14 protein-coding genes are annotated in these 17,900 nt (G+C 53.3%); 10 read left to right on the top strand and 4 right to left on the bottom strand.

Translation table 11 applies throughout. The annotated features are described in order from the left end of the window. Nucleotides 1-29: 29 nt before the first annotated feature. The 8 genes from DHV10_RS10305 (at nucleotide 30) to DHV10_RS10265 (ending at nucleotide 11,014) form a co-directional block, all read left to right on the top strand. Nucleotides 30-1,697, top strand: a complete 1,668-nt coding sequence (locus tag DHV10_RS10305; RefSeq protein WP_109486251.1) for a type I restriction-modification system subunit M — start codon at nucleotides 30-32, stop codon at nucleotides 1,695-1,697. After that, the gene (locus tag DHV10_RS10300) at nucleotides 1,698-2,972 is read left to right on the top strand and encodes a restriction endonuclease subunit S (RefSeq protein ID WP_109486250.1); all 1,275 of its coding nucleotides are present in this window, start codon (nucleotides 1,698-1,700) and stop codon (nucleotides 2,970-2,972) included. It begins immediately after the preceding gene. Continuing rightward, on the top strand, nucleotides 2,969-5,839 hold the full coding sequence (locus DHV10_RS10295) for a type I restriction endonuclease subunit R (protein ID WP_109486249.1): 2,871 nt from the start codon (nucleotides 2,969-2,971) through the stop codon (nucleotides 5,837-5,839). The genes DHV10_RS10300 and DHV10_RS10295 overlap by 4 nt, the downstream gene beginning before the upstream one ends. Continuing rightward, nucleotides 5,836-6,183 carry a M48 metallopeptidase family protein gene (locus DHV10_RS10290; RefSeq protein WP_109486248.1) on the top strand — a complete coding sequence of 116 codons (348 nt, stop codon included), beginning with the start codon at nucleotides 5,836-5,838 and terminating at the stop codon, nucleotides 6,181-6,183. Before DHV10_RS10295 ends, DHV10_RS10290 begins: the two co-directional genes overlap by 4 nt. Nucleotides 6,184-6,265: 82 nt before the next feature. Next, nucleotides 6,266-6,766, top strand: coding sequence for a hypothetical protein (locus DHV10_RS10285; protein ID WP_109486247.1), 501 nt, complete (start codon nucleotides 6,266-6,268; stop codon nucleotides 6,764-6,766). 778 nt (nucleotides 6,767-7,544) lie between these two features. After that, entirely contained in the window at nucleotides 7,545-8,165 is a 621-nt protein-coding gene (locus DHV10_RS10275; RefSeq protein ID WP_109486245.1) for a recombinase family protein, read from the top strand. Then, nucleotides 8,162-8,386 (top strand): hypothetical protein, encoded by a 225-nt coding sequence (locus DHV10_RS10270; protein ID WP_109486244.1) that lies wholly within the window; start codon nucleotides 8,162-8,164, stop codon nucleotides 8,384-8,386. Before DHV10_RS10275 ends, DHV10_RS10270 begins: the two co-directional genes overlap by 4 nt. A gap of 255 nt (nucleotides 8,387-8,641) precedes the next feature. Continuing rightward, nucleotides 8,642-11,014 carry an energy transducer TonB gene (locus tag DHV10_RS10265; RefSeq protein WP_109486243.1) on the top strand — a complete coding sequence of 791 codons (2,373 nt, stop codon included), beginning with the start codon at nucleotides 8,642-8,644 and terminating at the stop codon, nucleotides 11,012-11,014. Nucleotides 11,015-11,166: 152 nt separating this feature from the next. Here DHV10_RS10265 and DHV10_RS10260 read toward each other — a convergent pair whose 3' ends face one another. The 4 genes from DHV10_RS10260 to DHV10_RS10240 all read right to left on the bottom strand — a co-directional run bounded on the left by DHV10_RS10260 (nucleotide 11,167) and on the right by DHV10_RS10240 (nucleotide 14,902). Continuing rightward, the gene (locus DHV10_RS10260) at nucleotides 11,167-11,760 is read right to left on the bottom strand and encodes a hypothetical protein (RefSeq protein ID WP_109486242.1); all 594 of its coding nucleotides are present in this window, start codon (nucleotides 11,758-11,760) and stop codon (nucleotides 11,167-11,169) included. A gap of 47 nt (nucleotides 11,761-11,807) precedes the next feature. Further along, the gene (locus tag DHV10_RS10255) at nucleotides 11,808-12,851 is read right to left on the bottom strand and encodes a zinc ribbon domain-containing protein (protein WP_162601400.1); all 1,044 of its coding nucleotides are present in this window, start codon (nucleotides 12,849-12,851) and stop codon (nucleotides 11,808-11,810) included. Between the two features lie 700 nt (nucleotides 12,852-13,551). Continuing rightward, on the bottom strand, nucleotides 13,552-14,331 hold the full coding sequence (locus DHV10_RS10245) for a hypothetical protein (protein ID WP_109486239.1): 780 nt from the start codon (nucleotides 14,329-14,331) through the stop codon (nucleotides 13,552-13,554). A 28-nt stretch (nucleotides 14,332-14,359) separates the two neighbouring features. Further along, entirely contained in the window at nucleotides 14,360-14,902 is a 543-nt protein-coding gene (locus DHV10_RS10240; RefSeq protein ID WP_109486238.1) for a hypothetical protein, read from the bottom strand. Between the two features lie 1,847 nt (nucleotides 14,903-16,749). Here DHV10_RS10240 and DHV10_RS27055 point away from each other — a divergent pair. Next, on the top strand, nucleotides 16,750-16,911 hold the full coding sequence (locus DHV10_RS27055; RefSeq protein WP_162601399.1) for a hypothetical protein: 162 nt from the start codon (nucleotides 16,750-16,752) through the stop codon (nucleotides 16,909-16,911). 238 nt (nucleotides 16,912-17,149) lie between these two features. After that, nucleotides 17,150-17,398: a hypothetical protein gene (locus DHV10_RS10225; RefSeq protein WP_109486235.1), complete on the top strand. Its 249-nt coding sequence runs from the start codon at nucleotides 17,150-17,152 to the stop codon at nucleotides 17,396-17,398. Nucleotides 17,399-17,900: the final 502 nt, after the last annotated feature.

The raw sequence follows: 17,900 nt of genomic DNA, 5'->3' as shown, positions 1-17,900 counted from the left end.
TCATCTTTCAGAAAGAGTGCATCAGGGAAATGGCTACAACCGCCAATCCACCAAAGCGTCTGCCACGCAAGAAAAAGGCCGACGAATCGAAAGTCGTCACTACCATCGCCTTTCCTGCTCTAGCGGAGGAGCATCTCGACATCCCCACCCTTGAACAGTGGCTGTGGGATGCTGCGTGTGCCATCCGGGGAGCGGCGGACGCCCCCAAGTTTAAGGACTTCATCCTGCCGCTCGTCTTCTTCAAGCGGCTCTCCGACGTGTTCGAGGACGAGTTCGCCGGGCAGGTGGCCGAGTTCGGGGACGAAGAAGTCGCCCGTGAGGTCATCAAGGCCGACCACGAGGACGCCCTAAAGAACAACCGCAAGCCCATTGTCCGCTTCTTTATCCCGCACGAGTACCGATGGTATGCCGTTCGGAACCACGCCGCCGATGGCACGCTCGGCCAGTTCGTCACGGACGCCATGCGGGAGGTTGCCAAGCTTAATCCCGAACTCCTCGGCGTGCTCGACATCAAGGACTACAACGAGCGTCAGAGCGGCCAACGGACACTGGACGACGACCGGCTTGCGGCCCTCATTGAGGTCATCAGCCGCCACCGGCTCGGCCTGAAGAATGCAGAACCGGACATCCTTGGCAGAGCATACGAGTACCTCCTCCGGAAGTTCGCCGAGGGGCAGGGCCAATCCGCTGGGGAATTTTATACCCCAAAAGAGGTCGGCTGGCTGATGGCTCATCTGCTCGACCCCAAGCCCTACACCACCATCTATGACCCGACATGCGGCTCGGCGGGATTGCTCATCAAGGCTCGACTCCTGTTCGAGGAGAAGAATCCAGAGCAGAAGAGCAAGGCTCCCAAGCTCTTCGGGCAGGAGATGAACCCAGTCACGTTCGCTATGGCGAAGATGAACATGTTCCTGCACGACTACACTGACTCACTCTTCGCCATTGGCGACACCTTCACCAAGCCGGGTTTCTCCGCCGAGGGTGCCGGGCTTAAGCGATTCGATTACGTTGTCGCGAATCCGATGTGGAATCAGAAGAACTACCCTGAATCGTTCTATGAGAACGACCAGTTGAAGAGGTTTGAGATGGGCTCCGCGCCCTCGTCCTCGGCGGACTGGGCATGGCTTCAGCACATCGCGGCCTCGTTGAACGACTCAGGCCGTGCCGCCGTGGTGCTTGATACCGGAGCGGCCTCGCGTGGTTCGGGCAGCAAATCATCTGACAAAGAGAAGACCATCCGGCAAGCGTTCGTTGAGGCCGACCTCATCGAGGCGGTCGTGCTGCTCCCGGAAAATCTCTTCTACAATACCGCCTCTCCGGGCATCGTCCTCCTTCTCAATCGTCACAAGAACAACGGACGCAAGGGACAGTTCTTGCTCATCAATGCGTCGGCTTTCTTTACTAAAAGAAAACCGAAGAACGAGCTGACGGAGGAAGGAATCGCTGTTGCCGCTGAGGCCTTCCACAAATGGGAGACGCGAGAGAAGCTCAGCAAGATTGTGACGCTGGAGGATGTGAAAGAGGCAGATTTCAATCTGAGCCCGTCGCTATTCGTTGAAATTAACGGAAAAACAAAACATCGCTCCCTCGGGGCGATTGTCAAGGATTTGGCCTCAGCCCGGCTAAATCGCGAACAAGCGGATGAAGCCCTTGATGTGATTTTCAGCGGACTGCCCCTGACGGAGAAAAAATAGATGCAATGCTCACGCGCTGAGTCCGCATGGCCGTCAGTATCGCTTTCTGATTTGTGCGAGAAGACTTCGACAACTAATCCAAGTTCTCGTCCTGATGAATTCTTCAAGTACGTCGATGTTTCAAGCGTCTCAAATGAATCGTTCAAAATCGTTGGGGCAAACCGCCTACAAGGCAGAGACGCACCCAGTCGAGCACGGCAGTTGGTTCAGTTTGATGATGTCATTTTCGCTACGGTACGCCCTGCACTTCGCCGGGTGGCGATGATTCCTCAAGAACTTCACGGAGAAGTTTGCTCAACTGGCTTCTGCGTTTTGAGGGCGAACAAGCAACGGCTGAACCCGAATTACTTGTATTGCTACCTTCTTTCAGAAGAAGTTCGCCAGAAAGTCGAAGCTCTTCAAACGGGAGCAACCTATCCGGCAATCAACGACGGAGATTTATTTCGGTTGGCTATTCCTCTGCCTTCACTTACTGAGCAAAGTGCGATAGCCCATGTATTGCAGACTGTGCAGAAGGCGAAGGACACGCGTCAACACGAACTGGACTTGGAGCGTGAGCGCAAATCCGCGCTCATGGAGCACCTGTTTACCCATGGTACTCAAAGCGAGGCAACCAAGGCGTCCGAGATTGGCGAAATCCCGGACGGTTGGTCGCTCAAGCCCCTCAGCGATGTAGCGGATATAGCCTACGGTGTACAAGCCGCTGTAGCTCATTTGACAGACCCATCTGGCGGGATACCAATCCTCACGAACGTCAACATTAAAAACGAGGGAGACTTAAACCTCGACACTCTCAGGTACTTCCCGCTCCCCAAGAAAATGCGAAGCCGTGCAATTCTCGCTCATGGAGACGTGCTCTTCAATTGGCGAAGCGGCAGTCAAAATCACGTCGGGAAGACTGCAATATTCGAAGAGGAAGGGGAGTTCACTTTTTCATCCTTCATCCTTCGATTCCGTCCAACAGGTGCTCTCTTCAACCGATTCCTGTTCTATTTTTTGCAAGCGATTAAGTCACGAGGATACTTCACCCAAAACAGGCAGCAATCGTCAGTGAACTCAGTATTCAATGCAAGCGTGGCAGCGACAATTCCAATACCTCTTCCTGCGATGGGAGAACAAGAGGAGATTGCTTCCTGCCTCTTTACTTGCGACAGAAAAATCCATGCATTAGAAGCCGAAATCCGCTGCGTTGAAGAGCTCTTCAATGCCATGTTGCAGCAGCTAATGGGTGGTGAACTTTCTGTGACGCCGTTGGTGCGAGAGGGATATGCATGAGTGAACGCTCGGCAGTGCAGAGCCCAATGCTTAAGTACGCGCAGGAAATTGACTGGGATTACGTCAAGCCGAGCGATGCTCTTGCGATGCGTGGCGGCGACACTGGCCTGTACTTCACCGGCATCCTCGAAGCACAGCTAATCCGCCTAAACCCCGGCATCGTTGACTTGAGCCGCACGCCAGACATTCTCCGCCGCCTGAACCTACTGAAGCCGACCATCGAAGGCAACAAGGAGGCCCACTCGTGGATACGTGGAGAGCAATCAGTCTTCGTTCCCGAAGAGAGCCGCGAACGCAACGTCAAGGTCATCGACTTCGAGCATCCCGAGAACAACCTCTACCACGTGACCGACGAATGGTGGCAGAAGGGCACGGTCTTCAGCAACCGTGCTGATGTGGTCTTCCTGATAAACGGCATTCCGATTGCAATCGCGGAACTCAAGAACGCTACGAAGCAAGACGGCATTGCCCTCGGCGTTGACCAGATTCGCCGGTACCACAAAGAGACCCCCGAGATGTTCGTCGCCACGCAGGTCTTCGAGGTGTCTCAGCTTCTCGATTTTTATTATGGCGTCACGTGGAGCACGGCACGCAAGAATCTGTTCAACTGGCACGATGAGCAGCCGGGCAATTACGAGAACAAGGTCAAGGCGTTTTTCAGTCGCTGCCGCTTCCTGCGGCTAGTTAGGGATTACGTCATCTTCATGACCGAAGACGACGAACTCAAAAAGAAGATTCTCCGCCAGCATCAGACCCGCGCTGTCGAGAAGGTCATCCAACGTGCGACCGATACCACGAAGCGGCGGGGGTTGATTTGGCATACGCAAGGCAGCGGCAAGACCCTGACCATGCTGACGGTCGCGTCCAAGCTCCTTCGCGAGACAAAAGGGACGGAGAAACCAACCGTTCTAATGCTCATCGACCGGAACGAACTCGAAGGGCAACTTATCAAGAACATCGAGGGGTACGGCATCAAGACCCATGGACTGGCGGATAGCAAGAAGGAGCTTCAGAGAATCCTCGCTTCTGACTATCGCGGCCTTGTCGTCTCGATGATTCACAAGTTTGATGACATCCCGGCGAACATCAACACCCGCGAGAGCGTCGTGGTACTCGTGGACGAAGCTCACCGTACAACGGGCGGCAACCTAGGCAACTACCTGATGGCCGCACTTCCGAACGCGACATACATCGGCTTCACAGGAACCCCCATTGACCGTCTCTCGCAGGGTCAGGGCACATTCAAAGTCTTCGGCAGCGACGACGAAGAGGGATACCTCGACAAGTATTCCATCGCCGAGTCCATCACGGATGGCACCACAGTCAAACTGAACTACGCTCTTGCGCCTTCCGACCTCACAGTGGACAAGGAGGTTCTTGAGAAGCGGTTCCTGAGCTTGGCCGAGGCTGAGGGCGTCAGCGATGTGGAAGAGTTGAACGCCATCCTCGACCGGGCAGTTGAGTTGAAGGAGATGATGAAATCTTCTGACCGCATCGAGAAGATTGCGAGGTTCGTCGCGGAGCATTTTCTGGCGAACGTGGAGCCGATGGGCTTCAAGGCATTCCTCGTGGCGGTTGACCGTGAGGCGTGTGCTCTTTACAAGAAAGCCCTCGACAAGCATCTGCCGCCAGACTACTCGCGTGTGGTTTACTCTCCGTCTCACGGTGACCGGGAGGAGATGAAGGCGTACTACATCAATGAGGACGAGGAGAAGAAGCTCCGCAAAGATTTCATCCGGAAGGCGGAACTGCCCAAAATTATCATCGTCACTGAGAAGTTGCTGACAGGCTTCGATGCGCCCATCCTCTACTGCATGTACCTCGACAAGCCGATGCGCGACCACGTGCTGCTTCAGGCCATCGCTCGGGTGAACCGTCCTTATGAGGATGACAAGGGTTTGGTCAAACCGTTTGGGTTTGTGCTCGATTTTGTCGGTATCTTCGAGAAGCTTGAAAAGGCACTCGCGTTCGACTCAGACATAGTTGCCTCGGTCATCCAGAACATCGACGTGCTAAAACAACTCTTCGCTACGATGATGCAGGAACAGGCATCGGCATACGTGCCCTTGGCGAAGGGATGGGATGACAAGGCCAAGGAACGGGCAATCGCACACTTCGAGGACAAGGAGAGGCGTGGAGTCTTCTTTAAATTCTTCCGCCAGCTTCAGAATGTGTATGAGGTCATCTCGCCGGATGCCTTCTTGCGTCCGTTTATGGACGACTACCTCGGACTGGCTGAACTGTATGCCCTGATTCGAAATGCTTACAGCGACCGTATCTACATCGACCGCGAGGTATCGAACAAGACACGTGAACTGCTCCAGAACCAGACAGTCACAGGGCAGCTTGAAGTTCCGGGAGCGATTCATACACTGGGTGCGGAGGAACTCTCGAAACTCAAGCAGAGCGACACATCCGACACTACGAAAATCCTGAACTTGCGTAAAATCCTCACAGCCACGGTTGTCGATGATGGCCTATCGAAGCCGTTCCTGATTTCAATTGGCGACCGTGCTCAGAAACTAGCCGAGGCTTACGAGAACCGCCAGATTGAGACACAACAGGCTCTGCTCGATTTCGAGAGGCTTGCACGAGAGGCAGTTGAGGCCGAGGCGGAGCGGCAGAGGCTTGGGCTCGATGAGAATGCCTTCGCCATCTACAAAACCGTTGTGACAGATTCGCCGGGTTTCGCAGCAGATGAATCCAAGGCATTGAACACCTTGTTCGAACAGCACTCCGATTACAGATGGAACGATGACCAGAAGAGCAAACTGCGGACGGAGTTGTACAAGGTACTTCGTCCCAAAGTCGGGACCGGCAAGATGATTGAGGTCACAAACCGCCTCCTGAACATTCAGCGGGTATGACGGTGCGAAAACAAAAGTCGGCAGCCCGGTGGCAGGATGCGGACGAACTGCGTTGGGCGGTGCAAAACTGGGTGACGCGTATTGGCATCAAGAGCGTGCAGGTCTACGTCAGGCCGATGAAGCGCAAATGGGCGTCCATGTCCTCTTCGGGGCGGATGACCCTCGACGCTTCTCTTCTGAAGTTGCCGAAGGAACTCGGGGAGTACGTCATCGTCCACGAACTCGTTCACCGCCTTGCACCCAATCACGGAAAGGTCTTCAAAAGCTTTATGCTGGCCTACCTGCCGGATTGGGAAGAGCGGGAAGCCCGTCTTCAGAAGAAAGTACATGCGTTAGGCAATTAAGCCGAGTACTCGGGCGTGAACGATTGGCTTTGCGCCGCAATTTCAGCCCAGTAGAAGGGGGGAATAGTAGACGGGGGAATAGATGACTGTCGAGAAGCTTTCCGAATGGATGTTACAACTGACCGAAGGTTCCGAGGATGTGATTTACGCAGATGAGGACGGCTCGATTGACCCAAACGAGAATAGAGTTCGCGGTGAACTGGTCAATCTCTTCGTCAGATGCCGACAACAGGTAGAGGGTACAACGCCAAGCTCAGATTCCTTTGAGGAATTTGTTCAGAATAACAGAGAACTCGTCGAGAGTTGGCTAGACGGATATTACGTATACCCTCAGCTTCATGCCATCCCGGAGATGATTTCACGCACGCTGCTCCTCGCAAAGCTGGATGCTATCTCCACCCCATCCGAACAAACGAACCAGTACATCGCTGAGGCGACCAGATGTTACATCCACGGTTTCATGCTCGCGGCTGTGGCCGTCGCTCGGGCCGCGTTCGAACAGGCTCTCAAAGAACGTCTCTCACAAGCTTCACGCAGTGTCCTACGATGGGGTGAATCTTGGAGGCCTACTAAAGATGGTTAGAGAGAGGGGAGATGTGTTCGCGCAAGATTTACTCGATATGGCATTCCAGTTGAACAAAAAATGCAACCAAGTGATGCATAGTCGGCCAACCCGCAGCGACGACGAAGCACTGTCAATCTTAGACGGAATCAGGTTCTTAATCCGGGAGCTATATTCGAGGTAAGAGCCTTGCAGTCGAAGTCTTCGCCTTTCGGCCACGCTTGGCATTGGTACGCGCTTCTCTTGTCCGCCCATCGACTCCATTCTTGTCCCACAAGGTGCTCCGGCATTTTTTAGACGCGCAAAGTTTGGGGTACTCCACAGACGGAATCCAGACGTGTCCGCAGACGTCGCAGACCGCCACTCTCTGCAATTTCCAGCCCACACTTAGATTATATGTTCTGACCACTGGGCATAATAGTCTTGATTCCGGCATTCATGATCGAATATAATATGTCCGACAGGCAATATGCGCGATGGGCATAATAAGCCGATTAGGAGCGACGTCTCATGAGCCAATCCGACCGAGAACTGGATGAGGCAATCGCGGAATGGTTGGCAGCTTTTCAAGCCCATAAAACGCTACTTATCCGCTACGGTTAGGCTCTTCACTGCCTTCGCTCATTCATGGCCGGGCTCCCACCGCTACCTCGCCGAGGCATTCTCTGATTATCGAGAAGCCTTGCTCCGTGACTCTGGCTACAGCCATTCGCAAGTCGCCGAGGTCTTCCCAACGAGGAAGGCGAGAAGCGAGTAACGCAATCCATCAAAGTGCTTGAAGTATGAGGAGGCATCCCATATGAAAAAAGCGGCCCTATACGCAAGAACCTCAACGGTAGACCAGCATCCCGAGTCCCAACTCATCCAGCTTCGGGAGATTGCGGCTCAGCGTGGTTTCGAGGTCGTTGCGACCTATTGCGACCACGGAATCTCAGGTTCAAAAGCAAGACGACCCGGTATTGACGCCATGATGCGTGACGGGCGTCGGGGCCGCTTCTCCGTAATCCTTACAGCAGCCTTCGATAGACTTGCACGCTCGACCAAAAACTTCATCGCCATCATTGATGAGGCAGAATCAGCGAACATCCAAATCATTTCCGCGAGGGAGGCGGTAGACACCAGCACGCCGACCGGACGTATGTTCGTGACAATGCTCGGCTGCATCGCCGAGATGGAGAAGAGCTTCATTGTCGAGCGTGTCCGAGCCGGGATACGACGTAGGAGGCTGGAAGGCTTACGTGTGGGTCGCCGGCCCCTCGATCTTGATCACGCGAGTCTCATCGAAGACCGTATGAAGGGAATGAGCCTGACCGCCGTAGCAAAGCGGTACGGCGTAAGCAGAGCGAGCGTCGTGCGCTGGGTTCGCGAGGCTCAAAAGATGACAGCCATCCACGGCCTCAATGAGGAGGTCGCAGCATGATCGACCATGTGATCGTCAGGTTCCGTCCGAGCAAGGATGTGCGCAATCTGCCGAGTGAATCCCTGAACAACGCGCTGGTTTCTCTTTCCGAGGCGGACGAACTCCAGCCGCTTCTAAGCGAGGCGACTGCGGAGGGCAAAGCACTCGCCATTGAAGTGTTCCAGAACCGGGAAGGACGCCCCGTGTTCATCAATTTCAAAAAGGAGGAACTCGAATGGTAGGACTCCTGCGACGGGGCCCAACCTTGACGCTTGTGCCCGCTCATCCGTGTTTAATACCTCGATGCCAAGAAGAGTTGTCAAAGCGATAGGGCGTCCATCCTCCGCCTGCTGCCAGTGCCGGGTACCTCAGGCAAGTCTAAAGGTATAGTCAGATAGGTAGCCATGCTTCTTGCCAAGCTCCGAACTCTGGTACCCAACTGCCGGAGAGAAATCTTGATCTGATACGCATGGGGCTGTAGAATTTCACGAACTAAAATGCCACCAAAGTTCGGCATCATCGAAGGCTCGGTTTACCTGCGCACCAGATGCAAATCGATCCTGCGCCTTGTAATTATTGTCGTCAGCACTGCGTCTAGCGTGGTTCAACTGAAAGCTCAGGCTGACAATTCAGCTCTGCGAGGTCAGATAACCGGAGGGCATCTTATTCAGAGGGTAGCGCCCCTTTATCCGCCAGTTGCGAAAGCGGGTCACGTGCAAGGAACCGTTGTACTCGACGTCGTCGTCGGAAAAGATGGTACGGCCAAATCAACGACTTTCGTAAGCGGGCCGCCCCTGCTCACACAATCAGCAATCGAGGCGGTTAGTCAGTGGAAGTGGGAACCCTTCTTGATCAACGGAATCGCAGCCGAAATACACTCACGAATAAGCGTAGATTTCGTACTCGGCGCAGCGGTTTCTGCCCCAGCACCTCCAGCGCCAGCGACTCCGCAAACTCGTGAGAGCACATCAGAAACTCAGAATACACTGGGGCAAGATTTCGAATTCGGCACGAGCGGCCATCCAAAAGACGATGCGCAAGCGGTCTTCTGGTACAAAGAGGCAGCGGACAAAGGCTTTCCACCCGCTCAATACAATTTGGGGAGGATGTACCTAAGCGGCCGTGGAGGGCTGACCAAAGATGAGGCTCGGGCAGCCGTTTTGCTGAGAAAGTCAGCAGAAGCAGGCTACTCGACTGCTCAAGTCAATCTTGGAATAGCATACGAAATTGGAAAAGGTGGCTTGCGAAAAGACTGGTTCGAAGCATTGCAGTGGTACCAGAAAGCCGCTAACCAAGGAGATGCTGAAGCCGAGGCACGAGTGAGTGTTTTTTACTTGAAGGGGCAGGGAGGTCTGGCTTCGGATGGCTCCATGGCGCTCGTCTGGGCAGAGAAAGCAGCAAAACAACATAACGCTCTTGGTGAGTTTACGATTGGTGAGATATATGCGAATGGCTTAGCAGGATTATCAAAGGATCATAGACAAGCACTTCAGTGGTATCGCAAAGCTGCTGATGACGGCAATGACGATGCAATGTGTGCTCTCGGCCTCGCCTACGATCTAGGCGATACTGTCCCGAAAGATAAAGTAGAGGCTCTGCACTGGTACCGACAAGCTTCTGCGCATGGCAATCGTAATGCCATGTCCATGGCTATGATGCTGAATGGTAAGGCCTACGGGCGACTTGCAAGCGTCACGCAATGTCCAACCGGAGCCGTATCGAATTTAGAAGAGCAGCGCACGAAGGACTCCGTGGTGTTCTACCCTCTTTGCTCGATCGCAACTATCGAGGACGGTACGAATTGTCCAGATGGGTTCTTCTATATGTCTGGAGAAGGTTGTAAAGTCGGTCTGTCGGAATGCCCAAAGGGATACAAACTGATTTCGATTCCGGAAAGTGACACGTTTCACCCAGAACAATTGACATATCGCTGCCATAAGGGAGATGCCTCGATCAGTGCTGATAAGTTAGCGTTTGAAAGTGCACTGAGAATAGAGGAGACCGAAGCTTGCGACGGCCAAAGCGGCTCCGAATTCTGTCGTGCGGACTTCTTGAACGCACTGACCTACCGAACAGTCGCACTGAGCCCAAGCGGCGTGCTTGGGACAGTGGTCGATCTCAATGTGCCCCAGTTCTGCGGGTCAGGAGGATGCTCATGGGTCGTTCTGACTCGGGTAGGCAAGGAGTACCGCAAGGTGTTCCATGGTTTCGGTAATTTGCAAATTGATAGCACGACAACAAATGGATATTACGACATAGACGAAGTAGGAAGCGGAAGCAGGTCAAAGGCACTATGGTCAGGTTTCGAGTATAGAAGTGAAGCCACGCGGAAAGGAGAGGAGCGTGTAGCGCATCACGCTAGTGCAGATACGGCGCACTCAGCGAGCGCCTGCAATCCGACGCGATCCAACCTTGCTATGCACGCGGGACCGTTTGTGATTGGCGAGTCAGTCTGCGACGCTATGCGGAAGGCAGGCATTCCGATAAGCAAGCTTCCGTACCTCGAGGAAAACAGCGCCGGCTTAACTCCCCCAAGCACGAGCGATGCGCAAGAGATGATTGACAAGTTGTTCAAAGGCTCTTATGAGGCATATAACCTCGTCTTCACAAAGGGCACACCTGACGGAATACTCTCGCAGGTGTGGGTATTTACCAGAAGCTCTTATGCATCTCAGAGAGCAAAGCTTACATCTCAGTTCGGATCGCCCACGCAAGAGCAGCTGAAGGTGAGTAAGAACTTTGGACTGCCATATAAAGAGGCGCTCTGGACATTTCCGGATAATACTGCGATAAACCTTACCGAGGACGGCGTCAAGAACGACAGCAAGGGCTTACTCAGTTTCACTAGAGTTCTGTATCTCCGGCGATGATCAGTTCCTCGACCGCAGCTATCCACTGGTCAACAAACCTCTTTCCGCAACTCCTCAATATTGCGGGTATTTGCCCGTGCAATTGGCGACTGGCGATTGGTTAAAAACCGTTAGTCTGCGAACCAGTTGAACAGCAGAGGGAATCCTCGCTTCTATCGTTTTGGAGATGGAGTAGTCCAGCCTCCTAAATCCTCTTCGCTTAGTGGTGATTCAAAGTACTTCTCCATATTGACTCGCGAAACAGGGTCTTCCATATTTTTCACATCTTGCATCTCGCCCTGTTCGTCCCAATAATTTGCGCTTATCGATATCGTCTTTGCCACGTCTGCAATCTTCACATCCTTCGATTCGCTGCCATGTCGGAGCGTGCAGCCTTGGCGACATAACATTACAATTTCGGGGCACGTACGAAGCACCTGCCTGAGCGGCTGTGGCCGGTCAAATTCTACGACAAGCCAATCAAGTCGTCGTGTCGGGTAAAGTCGGGATTGGCTCAAATCGTCGGCGTAATGAACTTTAAGTTGGAAACTGCTTCCCAACAACCGCCGAGAATAAACCTCGAACACATTTCCCTGAGCAACAATTGGCGGATGCCTCAGGTATAGTTGCGTACCCGAGTCGAAATACTTGAGAGGAGACCCAAGCTTGGACAGAACCTCTTGTCTCGACATACCAATTCGCAAAGCAGACTGACCGTAGCCTAGCCCACAAACTGCGAACAAAAGAGCAATCGAAATTTTCTTCATGTAGTGCGCTCAATCTCGTACACGGGAATTCAGCCGTGCCGTGCTGGTTACAGGTGCTCGCAGCCTAAGGAGTAGTCTTGACCCAATTCGAAGACGCTCCCTTGCCGCAGTTTTACTGTCCGAAACCCCACCTTGCATAAATCCTTTTTCCAGCTTGGCAATACGCCATTTATGAACTGTACCCGGGTGGCGGTGTCTTTGAACATATCGGAGTCGAGAACCAAGTCTTGCTCTTGCGTATCTCCTTCGCCGTGCGCCCAAACCGTAATGTCGTAACCCATCGAAGTGAGACGTTGTTGGAGCCGCTGAGCGAACCCATCGCGTGCGGCCTGCTCAGACTTCGTTCCTTGTTCAATGCTGGCTGCTGCCTCTGGAGCCACTTGCCATCCATCCTTGTAGTCGAAGACCTGAACGTCGTTTCCTTTTACGACGATGCTACCTGCATCTTTGTTCTGGTCTCCGTCTATACCCCATTGGTAATAAGCTTCGTCATGTTCTCCGTAGCCGCAGGAGCCGATATTATCCGCGAACGGTTCATTTGCGCACTTCTCTCCTCTATACACTGAAATCATTCCGGATAAGTACCCTATATTTCCCCACTGCTTCGAAGTGCCATGAGTCAGGCCAATGTCTTTGAATCGGTGTGACCGCACCTTGTCGCGAAAAAACCAAAGAAGACTCTTCAGTTGTTCGTCCGTAGTTTTGACAGGCACAACGACAGAGATTCCCTCATCAGTCATAAACTTGTAAATCTTGAATTTCGGAGAAGGAACAGTTGGCCGCACAATTTGAGGTTGCGGCGTAGTTGGGGAAACGGAAGCCCCTGCCTGAGCATTCTGCTGCTCGGGCGATGGAGTGGAACTACCACTCGGTGACTTCTTGACGGAAAGAGAAATCCATAGGACGACTGCAACAAGGCAGACAGAAAGAATAACGAACGCTATCTTATGGCGATACTGAATGGCCTTGTAGGCTGCTGGTGGGATTGCGGCGGACGGCGGAGTTGGAACTGTCTGCGTGACGGCTTTGCCGCACTGCGGACAAAACGCATCATGACTACCAAGGCGGAAACCACAAGCAGAACAGTACATGTGTTCCTTCTAAGCCAGTTTTGCGATTCGGATTCAGTCGCCAAAATTATAACGCCGGTGGGTCTACCGAATCAGCGTGGGCGCGGAGGCCGTTTTCCATTTAAAGCGTCCGAGTGGCACCTATAGTTGGCGGCGTCCAACCGAAAGCCGCCGATACGCCGGAAGCGTTCGAGTGGTTCAGACGCTGCCTGATTGCGCCGGAAATGGAAGTGTAAAGAGCCCCGGCGATGTAAGCCGGGCTCTCGTTAGGCGGTACACCTCGTTATCCGCCTATTCCGCTTTTCCCCGGCGTGACCGGCATCTCGATGGCTCATTGACTAGACCAAGTTGACCACTGTCGCGAAGGGAAATCAGGCGCAGATTCCGCAAGAAACCTGTGGCCTATGACCGAGGTATTTGAACCACCCCACTTAAAGTGGCTCCAGAATAGACCCGTCAGTATCGTCATCCTTGGTTTCGTTGATAATGCGAGCGACAGCTTTGCTAAGAAGTTCCTCATTGGGGACTGAACCGTTTACGCCTACAGCATCTGTGTGGACTATACGGTAACGCTTCACCACGTGTTTCTTTGTTATTGGCTCAATTTCGACGACTTGCTTTATTTGCCCAAGCTTGATTTCTGGCTGTCTCATATACCTCCATTCATATCTGCGCTACCACTCATCAACGTCTCTCTTTTCTCGCCTCGTGACATGAAGCATCAAACCACCCCCAAAATCCAGCCCTCGATTTTGGCGATTCCGTGTTCCTCTGGCGTCAAACTCGGATTGAGAAATCCGTTGAGAGTGCCGTCGCGGTCAGCACGTTCCAGCCATGCAGCCGCTGCATACGCTGCTTGCTCATCGCCGTCACGGTCATCCTTCGGGAACCGCCTCATCCACAATGCCGGATAGACTTCGGCGACAACCGACTTGCCCTCGGGAATTTCCCATCCGTCGAAAGGCCAGAAATGAATCGGGCGTTCACAGTTCTTTCTCAAGTAGAGGAGCCAAGGCAATCCAGCGTGTGTCGAAGCCGCTACCTCCCCGTTCACGCCAAACCCGAATACAGACTTCGCGGTTGGCGTCCATCTTTCTGTCAGTCGGAACCAACTCCGCTCTCCTGTCCGCTTGCCGCTCCGTGAAGGGTCATCCCGTATGAAGGAGACGTAAGTGTTTCGTTCGTCGGTCGGCCAGTGGTATCTGAAATCGAGCAAGAAATCTTGCCAATCGCTAGAGAGCCTGTACTTCTCGAAGTAGGTCTGCGGAAATGAAAACGCGTGGTCAATGCCAACAATGGTCGGGGTGTCGCCACCAAGCTCGTCGCACAGCCATTTGGCCAAACCTCGGCGTGTCCAGTACCGGCGAGGGCTCGGCGGGGGTTGAATCTGTATCGGCTCACCGGAGTCCTCTGCCATGAACACGCGGATACCCTTACAACTGGAGTCTGCTGTCTCCGCGCCGGAGTAGTCGATGCCGATGTAGCGAGTGAATTGGTGCATTCTAATTCCTCGGGGCTCGTTTTTCTATTCAGAACCGGTCGTTCTGTATCCATTCTGCAACTTCATTACTCACTGAGAACCTCTGCTGAGGGTTCCCTTCAAATCGTGCCCCGAGCGCATAGGCATTCCTCTCAAGGGGAATTCCTTCGTATCCTCCACCAGAAAGAAACCCACGAACGTACAGACTTGAGAAGTGCGGGATTCCAAGCTGTCGATACTGTTCAACATGAACAAGCTCATGAAATAGCAATCCATCAGTGAAGGGCAGATGGGAGACCACGACATTTCCGAAGGTGATTGCAGCCATCGTTCGGAAATCTGGCAAGTTCTGAAAACCCATTTGCAAAAGCTGCGGGTAGAAGGCGGGATTCTGGACACGACTGTTCTGAAGCACGACCAGTCGAACCCCGTCAACGACTTCAGGGACAAAGAACCCCTCCATCGCAAGACGTTGCTCCTCTGCAAGCGGCATGGCGAATGGTAGGTATGCTTCGTGTTGAGATGCAATGTACTGAACGACTGCATCAGACAGTTGCTGCACTTGTAGCGATGTCAACTGTGGGGACGCCATCGTTTCCTCCAATCCCTCAATTCACGGTCGCGCCACGGTTACCAGTTCGGGAATATGTTTGGATGAAATTTTGTCGTGTGTTCAAACCTATTTCGCTGCTGCACCCTTCTTCTTCGCCCAACGCTTCCGCTGAGCTTCTGCAATTTTCTTCCGGGCGGCGGCACTCAGCTTTCGGCGTTTGCGCACGGGCTTGGCACTGTCGTTTGTGGGTGTCGTGGAAAGGAGAGCGCGGACTTGCTTGAGGCGTGCGATTTCGGAGTCGATTTCGGCGAGGATTCGTTCGATCGTCATATTGGAAAGTGTACGACCTTCGGAGACGCTTGCCTCCGCATTTAAGAGGCAAGCGATCCGGCAAACCTTGAAACAGGCTACAGATTTCACCACGAAGACAGCGACACCAACGAAAAGCAGCGTGTCCAACCTCCACTGCGTGCTGTGCTGAGAATACTGAGCGGGAACCTGAAAAACTCCGCCTCACCACAATCTTTGGGCATCTATATCAAGTGTGAGTTCGTTGGTATCGACCCTGCTGCCCTGAGACTCGGGCGAAGCGACGATCCTCAGCGGGCTTTCCGTCCATCAACGTCCATGGTGTGAAGGACAGCATACTTAGATATTTAGAGAGCTATGAAATGAACATCGAAGAACAGCGTAATACACGCCGCTCGTGCCGTATGTTTGTTCTGGTTGTTTTCGGGTCTGTGGTATTGGCTTTCATTCTCGTCGTGGCCTTGTCCCATCGACACGTGGTGGGCGAGCAAAGAGAATTCCCGTCTCTATCACATCGGCGGTGATCTGGGGGAGCAATCGGACGATCAGCTTCGTCTCGTCTAGGAACGCACTATCTTTTCTCCGACCGCGTATAGGATGAAGTCCTCCAGAGAGATGCCCTCGCGCTCTGTTATCGCGTTGGCATCGCTGAGGAGCGATTGATCCAACTTCAACTTGACCTCTTGTGTCGGGAATTGAGGACCGCTGGTCAAACCCTGACCCTCGATTTCTTCAATCCGTTGCGCCAGTATTTCTCGGAGACGATAACTGAAGGGGTCTTGTCCGGATCGCTGTCGATTTTATTGAGTGTTGTTTCAGAGTCTGGAGCATCTGCTGTTTCCTACTTTGCCCTGTTGACATCCGACTTTTCTATCCATCGCAGCTTAAGCTCGACTGAAGATCGGACATTGACTGATTCGACTCTTTCGGTCGTCTTGCCGCCGCAGGGAAGTGTCTTTGGAAATGCACAACCACACTCGGATTTGTCCCAGTTGCGCGGAGGCAAATTTTGCGCCTAGTCTGAACTCTTCCGCAGAAGGATGGCAAAAAATGGCGCACGGTTTCATGCACCGATTCAACCCAGATGGCACGGTAGATTCAATCTGTCGATGCTGCTTTCGGACTGTAGGAACCGTGCTCCATGAGGACGATCTGATGATCCATGAAGTTCGTCACCGTTGCCCACCTGAGGAGGCGCGACGATACAATCCGGAATGGGAAGAGTTGATGTCGGCTCAGGGAGACTTTGAGATTGTCAGACGTGCTTAAGAGCCTTTGTGTCTGATTCCTTGTCGCGCTCTCGGATCAGGTCTTGAGACGTGGCTATCGCGTCTAAGGATTTTGACATCTGCTCGTCGAAACAACTGTCAATCACGCGAGACTTGTTGATGAGTTCGCGGCTCTCTGCCACGAGTCTCCTTGAGCGAAGGATAAGCTCGTCGTGGTCAACCATGTGAAGACAATGCCAGAATCGCTCTGTGGAAACCAGAAAGTTCTTGCCAACTAGGGAAAACCCTTGGATATGTACTCGCATCGGACCCCGAATGGAGCAACCTTCTATTCACGTCCGAAATTTAGTGGAGACAGCAGTTCTGCATCTTCAGCACTCCCCGGACCTGAGCGAGGATGAGGTTCGCTGGATTCAGCAGTTCGCCGCTCACCTGATCACGGAGTTCAGCGTACTGAAGGAACCTGACGTTCTGTATGCCCGATTAGAAGATGGAGCGCACGCGAAGTAGTGGGTGGGGATTAGGCCTTGCACCAATATGCCATTTGTCTTCATCGGCTTTTGCTCTATCGTCTGTTGAGACCATTGGCCCGTGGTCCGGGAGGCCCGCAGGTGTAAGCACGGGTCGGATGCGGGCCTCTCTCCCAAATTTTGGGATAGTGCCCCTTTACGTCTGCCCGAAATGGCAACGTTTACAGGCCGGTTCACATCAAAATTTGTTCGGACTGCTCTGTCCTATCTCTGCTGTCATGGGCTACCTGTTATCCAGCACTGCGGAGGCTCTGCGCAAGACTCTCCAGAGCCTCGAAGACGACCCCACCGTCAATACGAGTGACCCAGCCTACGTGACTCTCAAAGCCGATATTTTGAAGCGCATCTTGGAGTTGGAAGTAGCCAAGGCCGAAACGAAGTCGAGGATTCACGTGGTTCAAGTCATTGAACCGCGCACTACAGAACTTGCAGAAGCTGAAGCAGAAGGCGATTCCGCTATCGCATAGCAGTTTGGGTGCATCCTCAACAGTGATCTTCGGGCTTCAATGACATACATCTGCGTTTTGCGCTTGGAGAGCATGATCATCGAATTGTGCGTGTCCTCTGAGACTCCAGACGACTGGCGGTGGTCACTGCGGGTAGTCAACGGGAAGACGTTACAAACAGGAACATCCGAGAGCAAACTATCTGCTCAGATTGCAGCACAGCGTGCCTACGAACAACGTCTGGAAAAGGCTGGCCTAGCCAACTGGGCCAGCAACGAATACCAGTGGGATCAGAGGCCTTTCTGATTTAACGTGAACCCTGCTTAACCCTGCTGCCAAGCGAGTTGGTGGCTCGGTGCTGGCGGAAGGCGGAAAGCAACGTTCGAACGGCGATCGTAATACGCGATACGCCATGATTCGCAGGTATGGGCCTCTTCAGCCCGTCTCAGGTCGGCTTCTGAGAAGGCGGTGGCGACGGTGGCAATGCAAGTCGGGCAGATGGAATCGACAGAGCCATCTGAGT

Origin of the sequence: Occallatibacter savannae, assembly GCF_003131205.1 — a bacterium.
Taxonomy (GTDB): domain Bacteria; phylum Acidobacteriota; class Terriglobia; order Terriglobales; family Acidobacteriaceae; genus Telmatobacter; species Telmatobacter savannae.
The sequence above is the reverse complement of the archived record's forward strand: the minus strand, read 5'-3'. Positions and strand labels throughout refer to the sequence as shown.